This window comes from Pectobacterium nicotianae, from assembly GCF_023272715.1.
Taxonomy (GTDB): Bacteria; Pseudomonadota; Gammaproteobacteria; order Enterobacterales; family Enterobacteriaceae; genus Pectobacterium; species Pectobacterium brasiliense.
In genome coordinates this window covers 3,862,883-3,884,462 of sequence record NZ_CP096821.1, presented here as the reverse complement: position 1 = coordinate 3,884,462, position 21,580 = coordinate 3,862,883, and the positions used below count along the sequence as shown (strand labels likewise).

At 48.9% G+C, this 21,580-nt stretch carries 22 protein-coding genes; 8 read left to right on the top strand and 14 right to left on the bottom strand.

Annotated elements, in window-relative coordinates; genetic code table 11:
• Positions 1–2 precede the first annotated feature (2 nt).
• Both MYB54_RS17330 and MYB54_RS17325 read right to left on the bottom strand, forming a co-directional pair.
• Entirely contained in the window at positions 3–1,352 is a 1,350-nt protein-coding gene (locus MYB54_RS17330) for an enolase C-terminal domain-like protein (protein WP_248721109.1), read from the bottom strand.
• Positions 1,345–2,691: an MFS transporter gene (locus tag MYB54_RS17325; protein ID WP_039516662.1), complete on the bottom strand. Its 1,347-nt coding sequence runs from the start codon at positions 2,689–2,691 to the stop codon at positions 1,345–1,347. Before MYB54_RS17325 ends, MYB54_RS17330 begins: the two co-directional genes overlap by 8 nt.
• Before the next feature lie 281 nt (positions 2,692–2,972).
• Between MYB54_RS17325 and MYB54_RS17320 the strand changes: the two genes are divergently transcribed.
• Complete coding sequence (locus MYB54_RS17320; protein WP_014914332.1) at positions 2,973–3,722, top strand: AAA family ATPase; 750 nt, start codon at positions 2,973–2,975, stop codon at positions 3,720–3,722.
• A gap of 12 nt (positions 3,723–3,734) precedes the next feature.
• Here the strand turns inward: MYB54_RS17320 and MYB54_RS17315 are convergent, their stop codons facing one another.
• The 5 genes from MYB54_RS17315 to MYB54_RS17295 all read right to left on the bottom strand — a co-directional run bounded on the left by MYB54_RS17315 (position 3,735) and on the right by MYB54_RS17295 (position 9,365).
• Positions 3,735–4,304 (bottom strand): fimbrial protein, encoded by a 570-nt coding sequence (locus MYB54_RS17315; protein WP_248721108.1) that lies wholly within the window; start codon positions 4,302–4,304, stop codon positions 3,735–3,737.
• Positions 4,305–4,331: 27 nt separating this feature from the next.
• On the bottom strand, positions 4,332–5,366 hold the full coding sequence (locus MYB54_RS17310) for a hypothetical protein (RefSeq protein ID WP_014914336.1): 1,035 nt from the start codon (positions 5,364–5,366) through the stop codon (positions 4,332–4,334).
• Between the two features lie 16 nt (positions 5,367–5,382).
• Complete coding sequence (locus tag MYB54_RS17305; protein WP_014914337.1) at positions 5,383–6,132, bottom strand: fimbrial biogenesis chaperone; 750 nt, start codon at positions 6,130–6,132, stop codon at positions 5,383–5,385.
• A 37-nt stretch (positions 6,133–6,169) separates the two neighbouring features.
• Positions 6,170–8,668, bottom strand: coding sequence for a fimbria/pilus outer membrane usher protein (locus MYB54_RS17300; protein WP_206555196.1), 2,499 nt, complete (start codon positions 8,666–8,668; stop codon positions 6,170–6,172).
• A gap of 148 nt (positions 8,669–8,816) precedes the next feature.
• Complete coding sequence (locus MYB54_RS17295) at positions 8,817–9,365, bottom strand: fimbrial protein (RefSeq protein WP_248721107.1); 549 nt, start codon at positions 9,363–9,365, stop codon at positions 8,817–8,819.
• A 690-nt stretch (positions 9,366–10,055) separates the two neighbouring features.
• Between MYB54_RS17295 and MYB54_RS17290 the strand changes: the two genes are divergently transcribed.
• Entirely contained in the window at positions 10,056–10,823 is a 768-nt protein-coding gene (locus MYB54_RS17290) for a winged helix-turn-helix domain-containing protein (RefSeq protein ID WP_248721106.1), read from the top strand.
• Entirely contained in the window at positions 10,810–11,280 is a 471-nt protein-coding gene (locus MYB54_RS17285) for a FidL (RefSeq protein WP_248721105.1), read from the top strand. Before MYB54_RS17290 ends, MYB54_RS17285 begins: the two co-directional genes overlap by 14 nt.
• Before the next feature lie 49 nt (positions 11,281–11,329).
• Here MYB54_RS17285 and MYB54_RS17280 read toward each other — a convergent pair whose 3' ends face one another.
• Complete coding sequence (locus tag MYB54_RS17280; RefSeq protein WP_248721104.1) at positions 11,330–11,902, bottom strand: TetR/AcrR family transcriptional regulator; 573 nt, start codon at positions 11,900–11,902, stop codon at positions 11,330–11,332.
• Positions 11,903–11,994: 92 nt separating this feature from the next.
• Between MYB54_RS17280 and MYB54_RS17275 the strand changes: the two genes are divergently transcribed.
• Complete coding sequence (locus MYB54_RS17275; RefSeq protein ID WP_039461850.1) at positions 11,995–12,888, top strand: ABC transporter six-transmembrane domain-containing protein; 894 nt, start codon at positions 11,995–11,997, stop codon at positions 12,886–12,888.
• 107 nt (positions 12,889–12,995) lie between these two features.
• Here the strand turns inward: MYB54_RS17275 and cueP are convergent, their stop codons facing one another.
• The 3 genes from cueP to MYB54_RS17260 form a co-directional block, all read right to left on the bottom strand.
• On the bottom strand, positions 12,996–13,547 hold the full coding sequence (gene cueP, locus MYB54_RS17270; RefSeq protein WP_174435748.1) for a copper-binding periplasmic metallochaperone CueP: 552 nt from the start codon (positions 13,545–13,547) through the stop codon (positions 12,996–12,998).
• A gap of 214 nt (positions 13,548–13,761) precedes the next feature.
• Positions 13,762–14,163, bottom strand: coding sequence for a VOC family protein (locus MYB54_RS17265; RefSeq protein ID WP_014914345.1), 402 nt, complete (start codon positions 14,161–14,163; stop codon positions 13,762–13,764).
• Positions 14,164–14,248: 85 nt separating this feature from the next.
• Entirely contained in the window at positions 14,249–14,815 is a 567-nt protein-coding gene (locus MYB54_RS17260; RefSeq protein WP_080163952.1) for a TetR/AcrR family transcriptional regulator, read from the bottom strand.
• Positions 14,816–14,947: 132 nt separating this feature from the next.
• Between MYB54_RS17260 and MYB54_RS17255 the strand changes: the two genes are divergently transcribed.
• Positions 14,948–15,481, top strand: coding sequence for an HPP family protein (locus MYB54_RS17255; RefSeq protein WP_039283836.1), 534 nt, complete (start codon positions 14,948–14,950; stop codon positions 15,479–15,481).
• 295 nt (positions 15,482–15,776) lie between these two features.
• Here the strand turns inward: MYB54_RS17255 and MYB54_RS17250 are convergent, their stop codons facing one another.
• Entirely contained in the window at positions 15,777–16,343 is a 567-nt protein-coding gene (locus tag MYB54_RS17250) for a hypothetical protein (protein WP_014914348.1), read from the bottom strand.
• 276 nt (positions 16,344–16,619) lie between these two features.
• Entirely contained in the window at positions 16,620–17,219 is a 600-nt protein-coding gene (locus MYB54_RS17245; RefSeq protein WP_205594898.1) for a TetR/AcrR family transcriptional regulator, read from the bottom strand.
• 117 nt (positions 17,220–17,336) lie between these two features.
• Between MYB54_RS17245 and MYB54_RS17240 the strand changes: the two genes are divergently transcribed.
• Together MYB54_RS17240 and MYB54_RS17235 are read left to right on the top strand one after the other, a co-directional pair.
• Positions 17,337–17,936: an NAD(P)H-dependent oxidoreductase gene (locus MYB54_RS17240; protein WP_014914350.1), complete on the top strand. Its 600-nt coding sequence runs from the start codon at positions 17,337–17,339 to the stop codon at positions 17,934–17,936.
• A gap of 119 nt (positions 17,937–18,055) precedes the next feature.
• A complete protein-coding gene (locus MYB54_RS17235) occupies positions 18,056–19,195 on the top strand; it encodes a methyltransferase (protein ID WP_248721103.1) in 1,140 nt (379 codons plus the stop codon).
• Between the two features lie 698 nt (positions 19,196–19,893).
• On the opposite strand, the gene MYB54_RS17230 is transcribed toward MYB54_RS17235, so the two are convergent.
• Positions 19,894–20,913: an alpha/beta hydrolase gene (locus tag MYB54_RS17230; protein WP_180774385.1), complete on the bottom strand. Its 1,020-nt coding sequence runs from the start codon at positions 20,911–20,913 to the stop codon at positions 19,894–19,896.
• 160 nt (positions 20,914–21,073) lie between these two features.
• On the opposite strand from MYB54_RS17230, the gene MYB54_RS17225 reads away from it, so the two are divergent.
• A complete protein-coding gene (locus MYB54_RS17225) occupies positions 21,074–21,496 on the top strand; it encodes a MarR family winged helix-turn-helix transcriptional regulator (protein ID WP_039283843.1) in 423 nt (140 codons plus the stop codon).
• Positions 21,497–21,580 lie beyond the last annotated feature (84 nt).

Genomic DNA, 21,580 nt, shown 5'->3' with positions numbered 1-21,580 from the left:
TATCAACGAACCAGCGAGGGCCGTTTAGCGTTAAACGACCAGTTGGGGATTAAAAACTGCATTCCGAGCGCGTCGTTACGGTTTTTATCCGGTAGTGACTGATAAAGCCGATGCGCCTCCTCTACCCGTTTCCTGTTCAGCGTAATCCCTAATCCTGGCCCTTCCGGCAAGTGCAAATGGCCTTTTTCAATTCGCGGGGATTCATGCGTGAGCTGCTGTCCATCCTGCCATATCCAGTGGGTATCAAACGGCGTGATGCGTTCGCCCGGTGCGGCTGCACCCAGATGCGCGACCATGGCGAGCGAGATATCGAAATGGTTGTTGGAATGGCAGCCTGTAATCAGTCCCCATTCCTGGCACAGCTGCGCCACGGTGTTGGCATGGCGCATGGTCCAGAAGTGCGGGTCGGCCAGCGGAATATCGATAGTGTTCAACTGGAGCGCGTGGTTAAGCTGACGCCAGTCGTTAGCAATCATATTGGTTGCCACGGGAATGTTAGTGGCGCGTCGGAATTCGGCGAGGGTTTCCCGGCCGGAATAGCCGTTCTCTGCGCCGCACGGGTCTTCCAGATACGGTATTTGCCCCTGTAGCTCCCGCCCCAAACGTATCGATTCATCCAGAGACCAGCTGGCGTTGGGATCTACGGTAACCCGCGAGCCGGGGAAGTGACGCAGCAGCGCTTTTACCGTCTCGACCTCTTTTTCGCCGTGATGCACGCCGCCCTTGAGTTTGAAATCGTTAAAGCCGTAAAGATCGCTGGCGGCTTCCGCCAGACGGATCACGCCATCGCTGTCCATGGCTGCCTGATGGCGCAGATAAAACCAGTCATGTTTTCCGGTTTCGCCGGGCAGGTAATTCATGTCGGTTTTCGTGCGGTCGGCGATGTAAAAAAGGTATCCGAGAATCGGAATCGACTCGCGATGCTTTCCGCTGGCCAGCAGTTCCGCGACCTGAAGGTTTAAGAACTGCCCGGTCAGATCCAGTAGGGCGGCTTCCGTCGCTGCTACCGCGTTATAAAATTTCTCCGGGTTCATCTGTGGAATGTGAATTGCGGTGTTATCGCTCTGCCCGCTACTCAGGTTGCGCTTATCGCTTTTAAACAGCGTGCTCAACGTCGTGTTCAACTTGAGTAATGAGGTTCCCTCCACCTGCGGAATAAAATCGTTGAGCACCGCGAGCGTGCTGGAATGGCAGGGGCATTCTCCTACGCCGGTATGGCCAGCGCTGTCTGTCAGCGTCACCAGAATTCGGGTGAAGTAGCAGTTGTGCGCACCGCCAATATTCAAAAGCATGCTGTCATATCCGGCGACCGGAATGACCTCCATTTTTTTAATGATAGGGCTGTCAGACATTTCGATGCTCCATAGGTTTGAATGAACTAGGCGGCGTGGTATGTGTGTTACGCAGCAATAAGAACAGGCCGGTCACGACGGAAACCGCAGTCAGGGAATAGAGCCCGCCCGTTGTGCTGCCGGTTTTTAATTCCAGATAGCCAAAGACGGTAGGCGCGACGAAGCCCCCGAGGTTGCCGATGGAGTTGATCAGGGCGATCCCCGGTGCGACGATGGAGGCAGGCAGGTTGCCCTGCGGCATCGGCCAGAAGAAGGTGGCGCTGACCTTTGATCCAATGCAGGCAACGATCATGGCGAAGAAGCCGAACCACGGCGATCCGATCGTCGCCATAAACGTGCCGCAGGCGGCAATCAGCATGGCGACGCCCAGCGCTTTAGGTAAGTGCTGGCGATGTTTGTCGCTAAATTTACCAACCAGATTGATGGCGATGATGGCGCACAGCCAGGGTATAGCGGTGAGCAGCCCGATACCGAAACTGCTGAATCCCTGAATGCGTTGGATAATCTGCGGGAGCCAGAACACTAGCGTGTAGCCCGTCATTGTCATGGTAAAGAAGATGGCACAGTAGAACAGTGTCCTGCGGTCCGTTAGTAAGCGCAGTTTTCCGGTGTTTTCCTGCTGTGCATCGCGCTCTATTTCTTCCTGCTGTAGCTGTTGCCCGAGCGCCTGCTTCTCTTCTGCGCTGAGCCAGCGGGCTTTATCAGGGCTGGATACCAGCACAAAGGCTGCCAGAATCCCGACCAGAATCGATCCCGCGCCTTCTAAAAACATCACCCATTTCCAGCCTGCGATGCCGAGGAAATCATGCATCATCAGGATGGCTCCCGTAATCGGGCCGGAGAAGAGAAACGCCCCCGCGCTGGCGCTGAGGATCAGCGCCGTTGCCCGGCCACGCCAGGCGTTGGGCACCCAGAGCCGGAAGTAATACAGCACGCCGGGGAAGAAACCCGCTTCGGCTACGCCGAGCAAAAAACGCAGGACATAAAACTGCATCGGGCTAGTGACAAAGCCTGTCGCGACCACGACGGCTCCCCAGGTAATCATGATGCGTGTCAGCCACACCCGCGCCCCGAATTTCTTCATCATCAGGTTGCTGGGGACTTCAAACAGCGCATAGCCGATAAAGAAAAGCCCTGCGCCAAGGCCAAATGCCGCCGCGCTGATACCGGCATCGGTCTGGAGTTCTGCTTTTATAAATCCGATATTTGACCTATCTATCTGATTAATAATCAACATAATGGCCAGCATCGGGATAATACGCTTGAAGAATTTGGCAATGGCTGAGGCGAGATACGCCTCTCTGGTGTGGTTAGATGATTCGGTTATTGTCGTTGTCATTTTTACACCCCGCGTAGGTAGGTTACGAAAGTGTTATAGAAAATGAGTGAAAGGAATAACCATGTGCAGATGCCCAGCATGCGTTGGGCTACTCCACAGTGGCGGCGAAAATGAAGGCGGCCAGCGCGATTAGGAAAAAGTGAGGAAATATCACGTCTGCGACGGCGGTCACAGCCTGACGGGGGAGGCGTATCAGACATTGACGCTTTTTATTCGTTTGCTAAGGTAATGGAAAAAACACGCTATTCACTCACCATCATTACCCGTCAGGAAGACAGAGAATGATCTCAACGCAATACATCAGCAGAGTCGCACTGGTTCACGAAAAGGTGGATTCATTCGAGGCCTATCCGTTTTCTATTCCGTCTATTCGCTCGCTGGATAAACTGGAACTGCACCCGAAAGTCACTTTTTTTATCGGCGAAAATGGTGCGGGAAAATCCACGCTGTTGGAAGCCATTGCCGTTTCGATGGGGTTCAACCCGGAAGGCGGCACCCGCAATTTCAACTTCGGTACGCGTACCTCGCACTCCAGACTGTCGAATTTCCTGCGGGTGGCGAAAGGCATCAAGAAGCCTAAAAACGGTTTCTTCCTACGCGCGGAGAGCTTCTTCAATGTCGCGACGGAGATTGAACGGCTGGATAGCGAACCTGGTTTTGATCCGCCGGTGATTGACTCTTATGGTGGCCATTCGCTGCATGAGCAATCCCACGGCGAATCCTTTATGGCACTGCTGCTCAATCGTTTTGGTAAAGAGGGGATTTATCTGCTCGACGAACCGGAAGCGGCGCTGTCGCCCAGCAGGCAATTAAGTGCGATCGCCCGCATGCACGATCTCATCCGTGAAGGATCGCAGTTTGTTATCGCGACGCACTCTCCGATTCTGATGGCGTATCCCGATGCCACTATCTTTCAGTTCGGTGAAGACGGCATACAGCAGGTCGCGTATGAAGACACGGAGCACTACCAAATCACGCGTGCTTTCCTGAATAACCCTGAGCGCATGCTGCGTGAGCTGATGGCGGAATAGGGGGTAGCCCCGCTATAAATAGCTTAAGGTAAAATTCGCCGTTGCCATGAAATCGCCGGACTGAATCAGATCGTCGCGTATCTTTTCGATGCGGGCCGAAAAGGGAATAGTGTTGTCTCCGCTTTGCAGCACAATGCGGTCCGTGCTGCTGTTGATGCCGACCAGTTTGTTCGCATGATAAATGCCAACTGCGATGCCTTTGGCACCGGAAGGCGTATCCAGCGCCAGCCGCTTGGGCAAGAGCGGTTCTTCTTTGCCTGAAAAACGGATAGTGACGTTTTGGTAGGTATCCAGATTGCAGTCCGTGAGGTTAATCGTGAAGTCATGCCAGTCGCCGTAGCGATTGGCTTTTAACGTGCGGTCAGAGACTTCACTCATGTCCACCACAATCGCCTTGCTCTCCGTACTCACATTACAGGCGGCGTTGACGACTAAAACGTGGAAGGTCACTTCGTGATCGTCCAGCATGGTCCTCTGCTGCGCAAAGGATGTACCTGAAGACAGCACCATGACGCCAAACGTGAAGGCGAGCAGCGGGTTGCGCGACGTGGCTTTCGCTACCGTATTGTTGTGCTTTATCATCGTTACGATCTCGCGTAGGAAGACGGATTAATGATAATTAAACCGTAGGATAATATTTTTCTCGGTATCGCCTACCACTGCGGGGCCGGCGGCATAGAGCCGAGCCGTATAACGCCGTTCAACCTGGCCGCTTGATGCCGTCAAGCCGTCAACCAGACCGATGAACTGGTTAAACACCACGTTATTGCCGCTGCGTGTATCTTCGATCTTCAACGTAGCGCCATTTCCCATGTTCATGCCGTCTATCCCGACGAGTGAATTTCCCCGCGACGAAGCATCAAAGTTGATGTCCAGGTCGAAACCCTTGCCGCAGTCTTCTCCGCCGTCGGTCGATACGTTGATGTGGAATTCCGTTTGTGCCAGCACGTTAGCCTCCGTACCTGACCACGCTCGGACCGTACCAAAATCGACATAGCTGTCGGGCGAGACGTTGATTTTCGCGGCACACTGCATAATGTCGATGCCGTGTAGTCCTGACAGGCTGAGGCCATAGTTGCTGTTGGGTTTGTTGTTGATGCCTCCTTCACCGTCGATCTGGAAGACGCGTAGCGAATCGACGCCCGCCGTGGTATCGGTGATATTTCCCGTTTTTTCGAGGTAGAGCTGCACCGTAACGTTTAGCATGGTCGGGTTGGACGGCGGTGACGAGCCGCTTGGACCGGGTAAGATCCACTGCCCCGTGGAGACGCGAGATGCGGTGGTGCCGCCGTTGGTAATCACCCCGAGATCCTGCCCGTTATAGATGATGCCAATCCCGACCCCTTGGCTGATGACTTTGCCTTCAGGGTTGGGATAGAAATAGGACATCTCACCCTGCGGGCGCACGGATTGATACGCCCAGCAGGCCAGGCTGCGGGTATAGGGTTTTGATGTCCACAGACGGCTGCCAATTGGCAAGGTTGCAGGGATTTTTAGCGTACCAATATCCTCATAGTCGTTTACCGGGCCTGTCACGGTGCCCAGCCGGCATTCCAGCGCGCTGGCGTTAAACGCCGTTAAGCCGAAAAAGAGCGACGCGCAGAGGGCGACATGGCGATGTTGACGAGCAGCTAACCAAGACATAGCGGTTCCCTGTGGCTTATTTACGGATGGCGGGCTGGCACTGGTTTTGTGCGCAGGTAAAAGGCAACTCCAGATGGCCGCCGTAATCGTTGACGTAGTACAGATAGAAGCGATCGACCGCGCCGTCATTCACCTCAACCGACAGCGTTGAGCGTGGCGCGACCATAAAGGCGTTTCCCTTCAGCAGGCTGGTGGGGTTGGCGCGCGTCGCTTTGGGCTGTTTCAGGATGCCGCTGACCGTGATGTAGTACGGCGTGGGGTTTTCTACCTGAAAGGTGTTTCCCGTTTTGCGGACGATCAGTTTTTCCTGCCATATTTCGTCTTTGGCTGGCTTTACGCCACGGGGGCGGAAGAACACCTTAATTTCAGACTGAATGGCTATCTGTAATACGTTGGGCTTGTCCGTCTTGGGGGGAATTTCCCGGACGTTAAGGTAAAACAACGATTCGCGGTCGGTTGGCAATTGGCTGATTTGTTCTGTTTTGACCAGACGGATCAGGCTATATCCTTTCGCTTCTATGCGCTGTAGCGGCGGCAATACCATCAGCGGTGTCGTCACTTTATTGTGCCGATCATCCGTCAGCCAGGACTGCGCCAGAAACGGGTTCTCCACGTTTTGGTTCATCAACATGACCGTCGCCGATTGCTCCTCATCGTTAAAAATAACGCGGGTGCGATCGAGGCTCAGGGCGCTATAGGCTGTGGGCATCAAAAACAGGCAGCCGATGAGGAATCCTGCTGCTCGCTGATAAAATGTGTGTTTCATAACGTACTCTCCAGATTTTTCTCTTTCTTCGCGCCGCTTATTTACAAGGAAGCAGCAGGGCATCAAGGTGATTTAAGGTGGCGGGTAGGGTGATGGCGCACTGTGTTCTGCCCTCCCAGATGACGGACAGCGTTTCGTCAGGCGATACGCCCGTGATATAGGCCTGCCCGCCGTTGGTGATCATGGCGATATCGCGGCCTTTCTTATTTTTGATCTGGGCGGCGAACGGGGGATTTTTGCCATCGGCCAGCGCGACGTGCGCCATGATTTTTGCCCCGCTCACCACGTCGAATTTACGGTAGCCAATGGCACCTTCGGTCAGCGTGCCCTGAACGACCGTCGTCACCGCTTCAATGTGTTGCGGTAATTTTTGAAGATCAATGCGGGTCGATACGTCGTAGTAGCTGCTGGTGCCAGCAATCACGGCCAGCCCATAGCGGTTGGTCTCGACCTGACTACCGGTGAACGGCACGCCCGCTTGTTCGGTATCGACCATGATGCGGGTGCCGCCCTGATTACCTTTCGGGTGTGCTGCGACGCCGTGGCGGGTGGCGGTAATACCGCCGCGCAGTGAACCGTTCAGGTAGGTATAGCGATCTTGCTGCCAGGCGACGCCCACGGTGGCGTCCGTCATCGGTGCCAGATGGGTATAGTTGCCGCTCAGGTAAGTATTCTCTTTGCTGTCGTGCCGGGTGCTCAGATTCCAGGTGCGGCGCGGATCGGCGTTATTGGAATAGGTCAGCGCCTGATTGCTGCTGTCGTTATAGCGCCCCATGCTGTAGCTCAGGCGATCCTTCTCGCCGAGCGGGATAGAAAAGCTCAGATACAGGCTGTCATCGGTACGGCGGTTGAATTCGGTGCGATAGGCCGAGAGATTCGCGGCAATGCCTTTAACTGCGCCGATATCGAAGTACTTATTTAGCGAAATCCCATAGCGATCCTGCTCTGCTTCATTCCAATAGGTTTGGCGCGTATAGGTCACGTAGGTCGACAGCCCGCTCAGCAGGGGAGATGATTCCCGCGTCGCGAAGTTTTTGGAGAGCGTAATGGTGTAGCGCTCTTTTTCATTGCGATAGCGGCTATCGAGATTCAGCGCATAGAGATACTGCGCCATGCTCATGTAGGTCTTTTCTGAAAAGCGGTAGCCCGCAAAACTGATCTGGCTATCGAACGAGTTGAAATATTTAGACCAGTTAAGTGAGAAAGCGTGCCCCATCTGCGACGAGGACGTTGCTGGCAGCGTCGCGCGTGACTGTGTGATATCCGCCGACAGCGCGCCCAGCAGGTAAAGGTTTTTCCCTATGCCTGCCGACCAGGACTGATAGCCATCGGACAATATGCTGCCGCCGTACACCGACCATGCGTTGGATAATCCCCATGAGGCTTCGGCAGCAGAAAAGGCCGGGCCTTGCAGACGGTGGTTGGTATTCGAAGGTTTACCCGCGGCGAGTTTGTACTGTACGTGTCCCGGCCGTGTCAGGTAAGGCAGGTTGGCTGATTCGGTCTGGAACGTGGTCACCGTGCCGTCTTCTTCCGTTACGCGGACATCCAGCGTACCGCTGACGCCGTTCTTCATATCCTGAATGGCAAAGGGGCCGGCAGGTACGGTGGTTTCATAGATCAGCCTGCCATTTTGCGTCACGGTTACCGTCGCGTTGGACTTGGCGACGCCGCGAATTTCGGGCGCGTAGCCGCGCAGCGAAGGGGGAAGCATGTTCTCGTTATTGGCTAATGACACGCCGGTAAAGCGATAGCTATCGAACAGGTTGCTGCTGAAATATATTTCCCCCAGCTTGAGATCGGCTGAAAGCGTTGGCAGCGGACGATAGGCGTAAAACTGATCCCACGAGAAGCTATCGCGATTCGCGTTGCGCGATTTTTGCAGAAAATAGCGATAATCGGCACGATAGCGCCAGGCTCCCTGATTAAATCCGGTGGTGCCGTAGCTGCTGAGGTAGTGTGATGTGCCTCTGCCGTTGGTCTCACGGCGTACGTTCCCAACGAGGTTATAGTCCAGCAGCGCACCGCCGATGCCGTGATCCCACTGTTCGGGTGGAATCCAGTTGCGATCGCTGTACGCTAGCCAGGCTTGTGGGATCGTAATATTTAGCGTTCCCATGCCTATCTGGTTAGAGACGGTGACGCCAGCAATAGGCGTCAGATCGACACATGCGCCGTTATTCCATAATTCTGCTTTGTCACGCGCCTCTTTTTTCAGCGCCAGTTTATTGACGAGTTCGGGCGAGAGACAGGCTGTTGGCCGAGCGCGATGATTGCCTTCCGGCAGGTAGTTAATCATCTGCTGCTGTATTTCACGCGCGTTGACTTTTATTGATAAAAGATAGGTACCGGGTGTGACATATTCGGGATCGGAAAAGTGGCTAAGATCAATGTCATTACGATCGTCGACATCCAGTACGTTAACGTTAAATTCCGTTGCACTGAGCGATGCTGTATTCAAAGAAAAAATAAAAAAACCGTAACGAAATAGCGCGGGTTTTATTTTTTCTTTGAACGTAATATTTTTCATTGCCATAGGAATAGGTGCTTGAAAAGATGTCGCGTTGTGGTTATCCATTCATGTATTTCGACATGTGGAATGAATAGGATAATAGGGGAGGAAGCCTCCCCGTTTTTATGGATACCCTGTTGTTAGCGCAATAGATTGTTAGCGCAATAGAATTTTATTGATAGGACACAACAAAATTAGCCGTGCTGGCGAAGGAACCTGTCGTGATGACTGGCGATTCCCCTTCCTGTGGCGTTGGCAGTTTGGCAACATAAGACGTGAAGGAGAAAGTATTATCTCCATTTGCCAGCGGTGTAGCAGGAACGGCTGGTGTGGTTCCGTCGAATTTAATTTTTTCGCCGACGCGTTCTACGGCAATACCCGCACCGGTTGCACTGCCGTTTAATGCCAGCAGTTCATTATTGGTTCCAGATGCTACGCCGCCGGAGAAAACAATTTTGGCACTGGTTGCGGTATCCAGGCTGCAATCTTTTAATGTGATATCAAACGGTTTGATTTCTGACGTGCCGCCGTTTTCCAACACCGTTTTGCTGATTTCGCCAAACTCGATCGTTTGGTGCAAATCATCCTGAGATACTGAGCAGGGCGTATCAATAATTTTTCCTTTGAACGTCACCGATCCATTATGTGAGTCTGCGGCATGTGCGCCGACAGAAAATATCACGGAGATGAGGGATGCCAGGGTGATCTTTGATAATTTCATATTATGCTCTCTCGGTTGGTTACTTTATTTAAAAAATGAGCACGACTCGCATGAATGTTCACGCATTCATGCACAACGAGTAATGCCTTCTCTTTTGTAATGTCTTTTCTGACTGATTGGTGATTTGTCGTGTTTCATGCGGTGAATATATTTCCGCTTGCCTAACCAACGACTCTGAAACTGGGTGTATCGTAGTGTTGAATGGTTTTTCGGTCAAATATATTGAATTAATTATATTTATTTAGATTAAATGTTTTAAATTTACATTTATTTAGTTTTTTGTTCTGTTTTTTTGTTTCCATGTTCCGACGCGAAATTATAAGCTATAAATATAATTATCGAGATAGTTTATTTAATTCAATGTGTTATTTGTTATTCCGTGTCTTTGATGTGTGTTAGTGCGGAATATCTGTTGGTTTGTAAAAATAATGAAATGTCTTTTTATTTATATATATCTTAAATGAAGGGTAAATAATCTTTGACAATAAATAGGTAAGTTTTTATCCTTGCCTGAGATAGAGCCTGTGAATTGAGGTATATAATTGTTTTTGCTTTTATAGATAACGTATTTTTCGTTGTGGTATGGTGATTTTAAGACTATTCCATAAGTTTTATCATCATAAATGATGTATCTATCAGGCTGATTATAACAAACGAATAGCGCTTCTTAATCTTGATGGAAAAGCACGTATGGTTTATTTGATTAATGACTTAATCATTTTTAATGAAGGAGAAGGAACGCTTACATGGATAGAACGTGAAAATGAAGCAATCTCTCTGAGCTTTCCTATTTCTCGATTGCTCTGTTTGCTCATTGAGAATCAGGGGGTAACGCTAAGCCGCGATTTTTTGTTAAAGGAGGCACTAGAAAAGCACGCGCTTTGCCCTTCTCTTAATAATCTAAACAACTATTTATCTCTGTTAAGGAAGGTATTACGCGAATTCGACCTTGCGGATTCGATTGTGACTATTCCTAAGCTAGGTATTGTTTTTAACGTGGAAAGCATTGTTTCCTATCCAACGGCAGATGGAGGAGAAGAAGAAACGTTAAATAAAGGGGGGGGGAAGAACGTTGAAGAGGAGAGTGATGAAGAAAAAAAGCCGTTTTCTATAAAGCACCTCGCCATACCTGAGCCAGTAAAAAAACAACAATATATCCGGTTCCTTCTCATCTGGACAATGGTCGCTGGGATTTTCCTGCTTGCGTTGGGAAACGTAAACCGTTTCCCGTATCGACACCTTGTCGATGTGAAGATGAGCGGGAAGTGCGATCTTTTCTATTTATATGACAGCGTGGGTTATCCTCTCCCAACCGACTATGAAAACCTGTGTTCAGATAACACATTATTCTTCCTGTCGAAAAAAATTGTTATATCTGGAATGCCGGATAAGAAAAGCGAAATCGTTATTTCCTGCAAGAAGGACGGGAATGGATGTGTGACTTATGTTAATAATTAAAGTTAGAAAGAAAATTTTTTGCACCACATTGGTGCTTTTTATTTCATTTTCTCTGGGAACCCTTTTTTATTTAAAAAGCAATTTATACAGAAAACCACTGGTGTGTCAGGGGGAGGTAAAGCTCTATGCGGGAGATCAGCAGATCAGAAAGGAATATGATGTCTATTTTTATCTCAATAAACAAAATAGAGCGCTGGTTTTGGTCAACGGCTTTTACATTGGCGAGGATGGTGTACCCCTAACGATTCGGCGTACGTTCAGCTTTGATTCAGTGTGGGAGGGGAACCGTCTGGTGGTGAACAATATCGCGATGAGTAAGAATACCAACGATAATGCCCCCGATGAGGCGATCCCCATTCTGGCTGAAAATGATGTCATCCAGTTCGAAATGCTGACGAAGCATACCTATCTGATTAGTAACGTCCAATCAAAAATGGCCTGTAACATTCGCGATTAATGGGGGATTGGAACGGTGTGTACACATTAATCGCTATGCAGGATGCATTTCACAACACGCGTTGTATAAAATCATCAATATCTTCAATTGCTTGCTGAAATTCAGTGAGAGTAGGGTTAATAATCAGATAGTCAGAGTAACCGTTTAACAGCGCGCCTAGCTGGCGGGAAACGCGCTGGGTATCCGTATTTTTAAAAGCTCCGGACGCGACGCCTGATGCGATGATCTCTTCCAACAGGGCAGACCATTTCGCTGTCATGACATGGGCGAGTTCGGCGTACGCGGTATTGTGAACGGCCAACTGCCATAGCGATCCATACAGATTCCAGATGACGTCCGTGGTGTCCGGCAGGTAATTCTTCACCAGCGCATGCAGTTTCTCTTTCGGCGGTAACGTGGCGATTTCTGCCGCGACCTCTTCCAAATCCGCCAGCATAAACGCCGTTAGCGCCTCAATCGACAGCGTCTGCCAGTCAGGAAAGTAGTGATAAAGGTGGCTACGCGAAATACCAACGTGTTCCGCCAGCTCGCGCGTTGTCACTTTCTCTATGCCTTTCTCAATAAATAGCTCGATTGCGCCATCAAGGATTTTGTCTTTTAGCGCTTTCGTCGTCTCTTTCATTACCGTCCCCGCGTTGACTTTGAGCAAGTGCTCAAATACAATTTTTGTTCTTGAGCAACCGCTCAAGTATAACTCTGTTAGATGCTATTCTCATGCAAACCCATAATATCAGCGAACCGGTCAAGGTTTCGCATAGTGCCGCTGTCACCCTTAAAAAACTTGGCAAGCTGCATGGCAAAAAACTGATTCTCACCCTGCTGCTGGTGGTGGCGGAGAATGTGACTTATCTGCTTTATCCCCTGATGGCGGGTTTTGCCATTAACGCGATTCTGAATGCACAGCCTTGGCACGCGGTGCTGTATGCGCTGATGGTTTTCATTATGTGGGCGATTGGTGCGGCACGGCGCAGCGTGGATACCCGCACGTTCGCCCGTATTTATGCTGCACTGGCCGTACCCGTGATTTTGGCGCAGAGAAAAGAAAACCATAACCACTCAACCATTGCGGCGCGGGTGGCGCTCTCACGCGAGTTCGTGGATTTTTTTGAAATCCACCTTCCAGTGCTGATCACGTCGCTGGCGTCGATCATCGGTGCGGCCGTGATGCTGCTGGTGATTGAGTCCTGGGCGGGCGTGGCCTGCATCGTCATTCTGCTGTTTTTTGCGTTGTTCCTGCCAAGCTACACCCGCAAGAATGAAGCCTTGTTTGGCAAATTAAATAACCGCCTGGAAAAAGAGGTTGGCTTTGTCAGCAGCGCGACGGCGGCTTCATTGACCAAGCATTACCATGTGCTGGCTGGGCTGCGCATTCGCCTGTCAGATCGTGAGGCGCTGGGCTATCTGGCTATCGGGGCCGCCGCTGCGGTCCTGTTTTCACTGACGATTGTGTATATGACGCTTAACGGCGGAACCAATGCGGGGCATATCTATTCGGTGATGACCTACATGTGGATGTTTGCCATGAGTCTGGACGACGCACCCAGCCTGTTAGAAAAATACTCGCAGCTAAAGGATATCGGTAAGCGCGTGGATACGGGCGTGGTGTGAGTGAATCGTGGGGGCGATGAAGTCAGTAATACGCCAGTTTTCCGTTGAAATAAGCAACCCAGCGATGCCGCTGGGTTGCTGAATCCGTGTTCGCGACCGGCTTTCTGCTACGCCTCTTTCAATGGCAGCGTCGTCATGCAGGTCTGACTGTCGTCATAGGTTGCAAACGGTGAGCTTGCCACGCGTCCCTGATAGGTAACATTAATCGTTCCTTCAATATTGCGTGGTAACCATACGCCGACAAAGCCGTTCTGGTGGCTACTCAGTGTTTTTTGCACGATAACATTGCCCGCTTTATCGGTGATTTTTACGTCAAATGCGGTATTAGCGAGCTCACCCTGACACCCGGACAAACTGTGATTGAAGCAAGGGTGGGTTTGCTGAATATAGGGGGCGAATGAAAGATAGAATTTATTTCCCAGCGGATAGCTATACTGCTGCTGCCCATCGGATAATTTCAGTGCTTTGCTGGTAATCGACGCGCTGTAGGGCAATGGTCTTGCCTGCGGCGATTGATCGATAACATCGACGATCTGCTCGACCGTTTTCCCCGCCAGTCCTTGTTTAGCCAGAAACGCGTTAGCGTCAGCTGTTGCTGCAAAACCGGAACCGCTTAATGTCAGACCGAGTAGCGCCGCCATCATCTTTAGCTTCATCATCATTTCCCCTCAATAGAGTCATCATCTGGAATCACAGGCTATGACGTTACACCTTCCCCCTACGGGAAGGTCAAAAGATGGGGAGTATAGAAAGGTAAATTAATGTATTTACTGATTTTTTATTGATTTTGGTCAATTTTAAATCAGGGTGAGCGGCGGCGATGTCAGCGCTATTATTGATGTGGCGCATGAGTCAGGTGTTCTTAGGTCTCACTTACTGACCTGACCAGTAAAACTCGATGCGGATCCCGCTTGGCTCATAGCACATCATATGCATGGCCGGGCCACCACTAGCCAGAGCGGGCGCAAATTCAATGTTGATGTTATGCGCTGATAATTTCTCAGCGATCTCAAACAGCGCCGCTTTGCTATCAACCTTAATGGCAAGATGATGCAAGCCGACATGACTTTTTCGATCAAACTGAACAGGCTCGCTGGTTTGTACCTGCCAAAGTGTGAGCATTATCGTTCCATCGCTGACAAAAATGGCGGGATAATCCTCTTTTCGTTTTACCTCTTTCCATCCCAGAAGCGTGGTAAAAAAGTGCGCGCTTTCTTCCAATGCTGATACCGTCAAACCAATATGGTGAACGCCTTGTGTAAGTGGTGAGTTCATGGTTACTTCCTCAATGAGAGATAAAGTTAATAGTGGCTGCTTGTTCGTCGGTTTGTTTTACCGGTGTGTGATAGACACCGAGTGATTACTGAGAAGGATGAGGGAAGGCTAACTGTCTCGCGTGCCGGCGATAAACATCCTCGCCGCGGGTTAGGCCAGTAAATTCCGCTCTCACGATCATCCCTTCGATAAACGTCATGATAGCTTCGATTTTGTCTTCTTTTTCTGGTTCTTCGGCAGTGAATATCGATAGCAAGAATGACTTGATCCAGGTTTTATGGCGCAGGGCCAGAGCTGTAATGGCTTCGTCTTGCCCTTTAAATTCAGCCAGCGCATGCATGAACATACACCCCTTAAAGTTGACGGTTCGGAACCAGGAAAAATGCCAGTCCATCACGGCATCCAGACGACTTTCCGCGTCGTTAGCGCCAGATATCACGCTGGCTAACCCTTCCTCAAAGCGTGTATGTCGGCGAGCCAGCACGGCTTCAATCAACTTATTCTTTGAGCCGAAATGGCGATACATGGATGTTTTAGAGACACCCGCCTTATCTCTAATTAAATCAACGCCAACGGCGGTATAGCCAAATTCATTAAACAGCGCTTCCGCGATATCTAAAATGTGCTCTCTCTTGCCCATGATCTCTTTCATCGTTTTTCTTCATCAATGATGGGTTGTTTTTACGTGGACAGATCTGTACTCTTCGCTTGATTGTGTACAGATCTGTACACTTAATCTAGCACAGCAATTTCATAACACCATGTTTTTTTATCGGGGATGGCCATGAAGAGACTCAGAGGGGGCGGTGCTTTGCCACCAAAGCCAACATTTATCCAGCTAATGAAAGGGTTAGTGGGTGGGAGCATAGGGATTCTGATCCTAAGCTATTTGGGGCAGTCCAGCGGTGTACCTTGGTTGATGGCCCCCTTCGGGGCAACCTGCGTCATTTTATTTGCTGCGTCAGCATCGCCATTCGCGCAGCCAAGGAACGTGATTGGAGGACATTTCATTACGTCAGCCGTGGGTCTGATTGCTTTGTATGGGTTCGGCGACACTCTCGTTGTGCTGTCACTGTCTGTTGGCGTAGCGATAATGCTGATGCAGTATTTTCGCGCGGTTCACCCACCAGCAGGTGCCAACCCGCTGGTGATCATTCTGGCAGGGAAAAGCGCCGTGGGATTTGAGTTCTTAGTCACACCCGTTCTATTGGGGAGCATTGTGCTGGTGGCGATCGCCGCCGTGATCAATAACTATGCCGAGGAAAGTCACTGGCCTGCGTATTGGCACGGTATTGGACAGCGTAAGCGCCAGCCCTGAGATGGTCTGACTCAGGGATGAGGATACGTTTTTGAGAATGAATGGATAGCGGTTGTTATAAAAAAATAATAAACGGTCTTGATGTTTTTTTATCGTTTTTGGGGCATATAAAAACTACCTCTCCGGATATTTTAAGAGCGAAAATATGAAAAAAATAAAATGGCAATCATCCATTGTATCTTCAAAATTTGCTCTAATCGTTGGGTTTTATTTTTTAGTGTATTAATTAAAATATTATCGCCAGTACGATACTGGCGATAATCTCTATTTTTATTAAAGTATTTGGTTTTTTTTGCTAGCTATAATTATTTACATTAGTGATTGCCGTATCTAAGGGAATTACCTTGTATTTCCAGTATGTTATTTTTTGGGCTTTAGGCTTGCCGGTTGGGCCAAAATATTCTTTCCATGCGGTATCGCTTGTCAATAGATCTGAAAACATCTTGCTTAGATCGCTTTTTGTCCATATTTTTTTGTAACCCTTAGCGCCCGAAGGTGCTGGTGCGGTATGTTTTACATATTTTTCAACGGAATATTCATTTTCATATGCCATAAAGACGGTATAGACGGGCTCTTGTGATATTCTGTCTTGATACCAGGGAATGACGACGAAGTGGTGCACGGTCGGCCCAACAAGGAAATGCCACACTGAGGTCTTTGAATCGGTACTGGGGAAGTCTAGGGCAATATTAATTTTTTTCTGCATGTCTTTGTTATTTTCAATCACATTGCCACTGCCTGAGTCATCCTGCGTCTTGCCATAAACAGCACAACTCATTGTTGTGGAAACTCCGGTACAATGATCGACTTCCATAAGCTTAGTATTAGCAACTATCGCATTTATTAATGCATCATTAGGCATACGAACATTCCTTATATCTTGAGGTATATAATAGTTGGTGTATAAAATCATATTCGTGCTACGAAACTGAAAATAACAATGACCGCTTAAAAAACATAGAACTGGTACTCTGGTTTGTAAATTATTAAAAGGGACTAGGGGAAATAGCGGAGGGAATGGTGTGATTTATCGGCACAGCTCAATAAGCTTTGCTGAATCATTCTGAGTACAGGTTAGTAAAATGGTCAGGATGGCGTGCTGACCCTTCACGCCTATCCCTAATAGGGGACGGGAGTTTTACTGTCCCGCGCTACACCGTTGCACCATAGAAATAATCACGTGGAACAGTTCATCTTTAGCCTGTTGTTCCGTAATAATCCCTTTAACGGCGGCATAAGATAATCCTTCGGCGGAACCGAGCATGGCCCGCAGCGCGGCATCATGAAGAGGTTTACCTGCGCAGAATGGAGCAAAGAGATCGCGGCATTTTTCCGTGAAGGTAGCATCGTACTCCTGCCTGATTTGTTCAAGCTCGGGGGTTCCGGTGAGCGCCGCCATAACATTAGGCATTTCACGGCCCTGAAGCAGTACGCAATCAATGTACGCGGTGGCAATCACCGCAGCCAGCTTATCGAGCACGGGATCAGTTTTACGGATCATGTCATCCATAATTGCCGTCTGGCGAGCATCATATTCCTTATAAAGTGTAGCTAACAGCCCCGATCGATTAGTAAAGTGATCGTAAACCACCGGCTTCGTTACACCTGCCTGTTCCGCCAGATGCCCAAGTGTCAGCGCTTCAGTACCTTCCTCTCGAATAATCTGCCAGGCGGCTTTGATCAGCTGTATATGGCGATCTTCTCTTGATAAACGCTGTCGTGCCTGTGGTTTAGACATTGGCAATATTATCCTGTTGACATTCTTATGTACCAAAAGTAACTTACCAATAGTAGGTTACTGTTAGTATATTAGATTATCGCTGACATCGTTCTATAGCAATAGGGAGTACCCGGAATGCATGCATTACTTGTCGTTTCTCATCCTGTTCATACCTCACTAACGCACAGTGTCGCTACCGCGATTGCGCAAGGGATCGCTGGGGCAAACCCAGAAAATACGTTTGAAATCGCAGATCTTGCACAGGAAGGCTTTAACCCGGTGTTTTCTGTGTCAGATATGGCGGCTTTTCAGCGTACCGGAGTAACACCGGCTGACGTCGTTGCTGAGCAATTGCGTATTGATCACGCAGATGCGCTGGTGCTGGTGTTCCCGATTTACTGGTGGTCCATGCCGGGGCTGTTGAAAGGGTGGATCGACCGCGTGTTTTCAAACGGCTGGGCCTATGAAGAAACTGCCGATGGGAATGTGATAAAGAAACTGGGACATTTACCGGTGCATCTTGTGGCGCTGGGTGCCGCTAATCAGAGAACATTTGAAAAGCGTGGCTATGCGGATGCTTTTCATGCACAGATCGATCACGGGATTTTTGACTACTGCGGCGCTTCAGTATTGACGTCTGAAATGCTACTGATGCCGGAGTTGGGAACGCCAGAGGCGTGTATCGATGCCGCGCGCCATATTGGTGGCCGCATTTTCCAGTCATCGTTATTTTAAATCATCGATAACCAATCCTATTTTTAAAGCCAAAATATCTTTTAAGCATGCCGCTTTAATTTCTTATTTATTCTGGCCGGATGGTAGATGGCTGATTACCGTTCGGCCAAACGGATGATATGTTTTTAGCCTCATTTCCGCATACTTTGCGTACCGTCATCAATGACGAGCTAGATCGTAAACTCATCCTCGCTATGAAATCAGAGAATAAAGGGAAATATATGAATTCCGCTGAGCATATTAAAAGTATTTCAGAAATCATGATGATGCCTTTGGCCGCAAAAGCATTATGCGTTGCAGCGGAAATAGGGATAGCAGATAAAATAGGGGAGCAGGGGACAACCATCGCTGAATTGTCAAAGAAATGTCAGGCTAGTGAAAAGAACATTTTTGACATCATCAAGGTGCTTGAGGTCTTTGGCTTTTTTGAAGTGAAAAATGAAAGTATTATTAAAAATAATGCACGTTCTGCGTTGCTGATGTCGGATAACATCAGTTCAATGAAGCATTTCTGTATGCTGTTCGGCAATGAATACTATCAGGGATTTGATGGGCTATTGCATACGAGTCGTACGGGGGAGTCGGGTTTTAAGCAGGTCTTTGGGCTGACATTATATGAGCATCTGGCGCACTCCGCATCACGAGCAGACATTTACGATCTTGCTATGCGGGATTTATCTCGCCCGGTGGGATATGTGCTGGCTAAAGAATATGCGTCTCTTTTTAAAACGGCTGGCAGCGTTGTTGATATTGGCGGCGGTAGCGGCGTTATTCTGACTGAGCTTATAAAGCAGTATCATCATTTAACGGGGTGTCTTTTCGACATGACCGGTGTCTGTACCAGAAGCGAAAAGCGTGTCGCACAGCACTATCCTGAATTGAAAGAAAGAATGGTTTTCACTCCCGGCAGTTTCTTTGAGGCTATTCCTTCTGGTTATAATATTTATCTGCTTAAAAATATATTGCATAACTGGAACGACGAATTCTGCCTGAAAATATTAAAAGCCATCGCGCAATCAATTGGGCACTCAACGCTACTAATTATCGAACCTTTGCTAGAGCATGAGGAAACCTCACCAAGGTTATTGATGAATGCGCTTTTTCAATCCGTCATCTGCCAGGATGGCACGCGATACAGAACGTTGAAAGATATGGAAAATATTCTGACGTTAAGTGGATTAATCATCGTTGGTACAAAGAAAATAACCACTGGTCATACGGTCGTTGAGATTAAATTAAACGCGGCGCCGCAGAGGTGAATATTGCAAGTGCTCTATTTCTCTGTGTTTTTCTCATGGCTTTCTAATGACTACTGTTATTAAAGCCATGTTATTAAAATCATGTTATTAAAAACAGTATTGACACCGTTTTTAAAATCCGTAGATTGGAATTACAGCAGTAAAGTTTCAGTCTGCTGTGATGTTAAAGACATCGAATATGTTCTTTAATAAGTATTTTGCGATACAGGTCACGAAATATTTTTGTATGGGGAGTCGATGTTGAGAAAAATGCATACTCTCACATCGATGATGCTTTAAGGCCACGTAGTCAGTACCGACAATCGCAAAAATGGGGCGAAAGCGCGATGATGTAAGGCCATGATTTTGTTTTGATTGGTTGCGATTAGTTATCGGTTTAGTGAGTGAAAGATATCGCAACGGGAGTAAGGCCACGCATCAAAGAGTCTATATCGCGATGGGGGATGTACTTGTTAACCTGCCATATCTTTGAATGGTGATAAGGTTGGCAGACTGTTTAAATCAGTAAATATAGGGAGGTTTAGCTCATTTTAGTACCCAATATTCTCTGTTATAAACGTGTACATTTGAAGCAGTACCAATAGTAGTAAAATGTTATTAAGTCAATGAATGTTAAATCTTAAATCTGCAGTACCTTAAAAGCCCTGGCTAATATAGTCAGGGCTTTTATCATTTGGAACCGTTGCTATATCAAGCCGTTATTTCAGATGTTTTTGCAACTCTGCACCTGCCTGCTCCAGCGCGGTGATGACGGTCGGCTCTTCGCTCAGCGGATTCAGCAGGCCGTAATCATGGATCATGCCGTTGTAGCGAGTCACGGTCACGGGTACGCCTGCGGCATCCAGCTTACGCCCGAACGCTTCGCCTTCATCGCGCAGTACGTCCAGTTCTGCCGTCTGAATCAATGTTTGCGGGAAGCCCTTCAACTGTTCAGTACTGGCACGCAGTGGGGAGGCAAGAATGTTGTTACGGTCTGCCGCACGGGTCGTGTAGTTATCCCAGAACCACTTCATCATATTTTTCGTCAGGAAATAGCCCTTTTCGTACTGGTTGTAGGACGCGTTATCGAAGTTCGCATCCGTTACTGGCCACAGCATGACGTTATAACGAATTTTCGGCCCGCCGAACTGTTTAGCCTGTAGGGCAACAGACGCGACCATATTGCCACCGACGCTGTTACCGACCAGCGCCAGACGACTACCGTCCACACCAATTTCCTGACCGTGCTCGGCCACCCACTGCGTCGCCTCATAAGCCTGATTGATGGCTACAGGGAAGCGTGCTTCAGGAGACGGGGTGTAATCCACGTACACCGCTGCTGCACCAGACGCCCTGACCAGATCGCGGATTAAACGCTCGTGAGTGGGGAAATCACCTAACACCCAGCCGCCGCCATGGAAAAACATGAACACCGGCAACGTACCGGATGCATTTTCCGGCTTCACGATTTTCAGCTTAATAGCCTGACCGTTCACCTGGATGGTTTTTTCAGACACCTGTGCGGCTGGCAGTTTCACGCCCTGTTGTGCGCCGATCAGAACCTGACGCGCTTCCTGCGGAGTCATCTGCTCTATCGGTTTGCCCTTACCGGAATTCAGGACATCAAGAAACGCCTGTACCCCCGCGGTCGGTGCTGGGGCATTGATCGGCTGCGCAGAAGCGACGGATGTCATAGATGCGAACACGGCAGAAGTCAGGATGGTGGAGACAGTTTTCATGATGTTGGCCCTTTTTAAAATCGTGAGGTTGGTAGGTTCAATCGGGGTACCTTTTATAATCACGCGATTGAATCGCGCAAACAATACTTGCGCACAAGTTACTTTTGGTCAAACGTTATTTATAATTTTTTTTAAGCTTGTGAGTAACGGAGTATTTAAAATGAAAGAAAACAGTACCCTGGGTGAATTGCTGTGCTTCTCTCTGTATTCGGTCGCTAATGCACTGATCCGTCAGTATCGGCCGCTGCTGAAAGAATTCGATCTGACCTACCCGCAGTTTGTCGTCCTTCTGTCCCTGTACGATCAGGACAATATCCTGCTCAAAGAACTGAGTGAGAAAACGCTGTTTGATTCAGGCACGCTGACGCCGCTTGTCCAGAAGCTGGAAGCCAAGGAATTTTTAAACCGGGTTGCGGTTGCGGGTGATGAGCGGATGAAAAAAGTGGTGCTGACTGACAAGGCGCTTGCGTTGAAAGAACGGATCGTCGACCTGCCAAATCAGATGCGTTGCTCTATGCGTATGAACGATGAAGATCTGAATATGCTGCGACAGCTTTCCAAAAATCTGCTGGAAGATTTATAGCTGGGTAGGGGAAAGGTCGATTTCCTATCGAGGATTCTCGAATCGTCTGGTCGATTAGGTGGCGCTAATAGTTCAAAAGAAGGG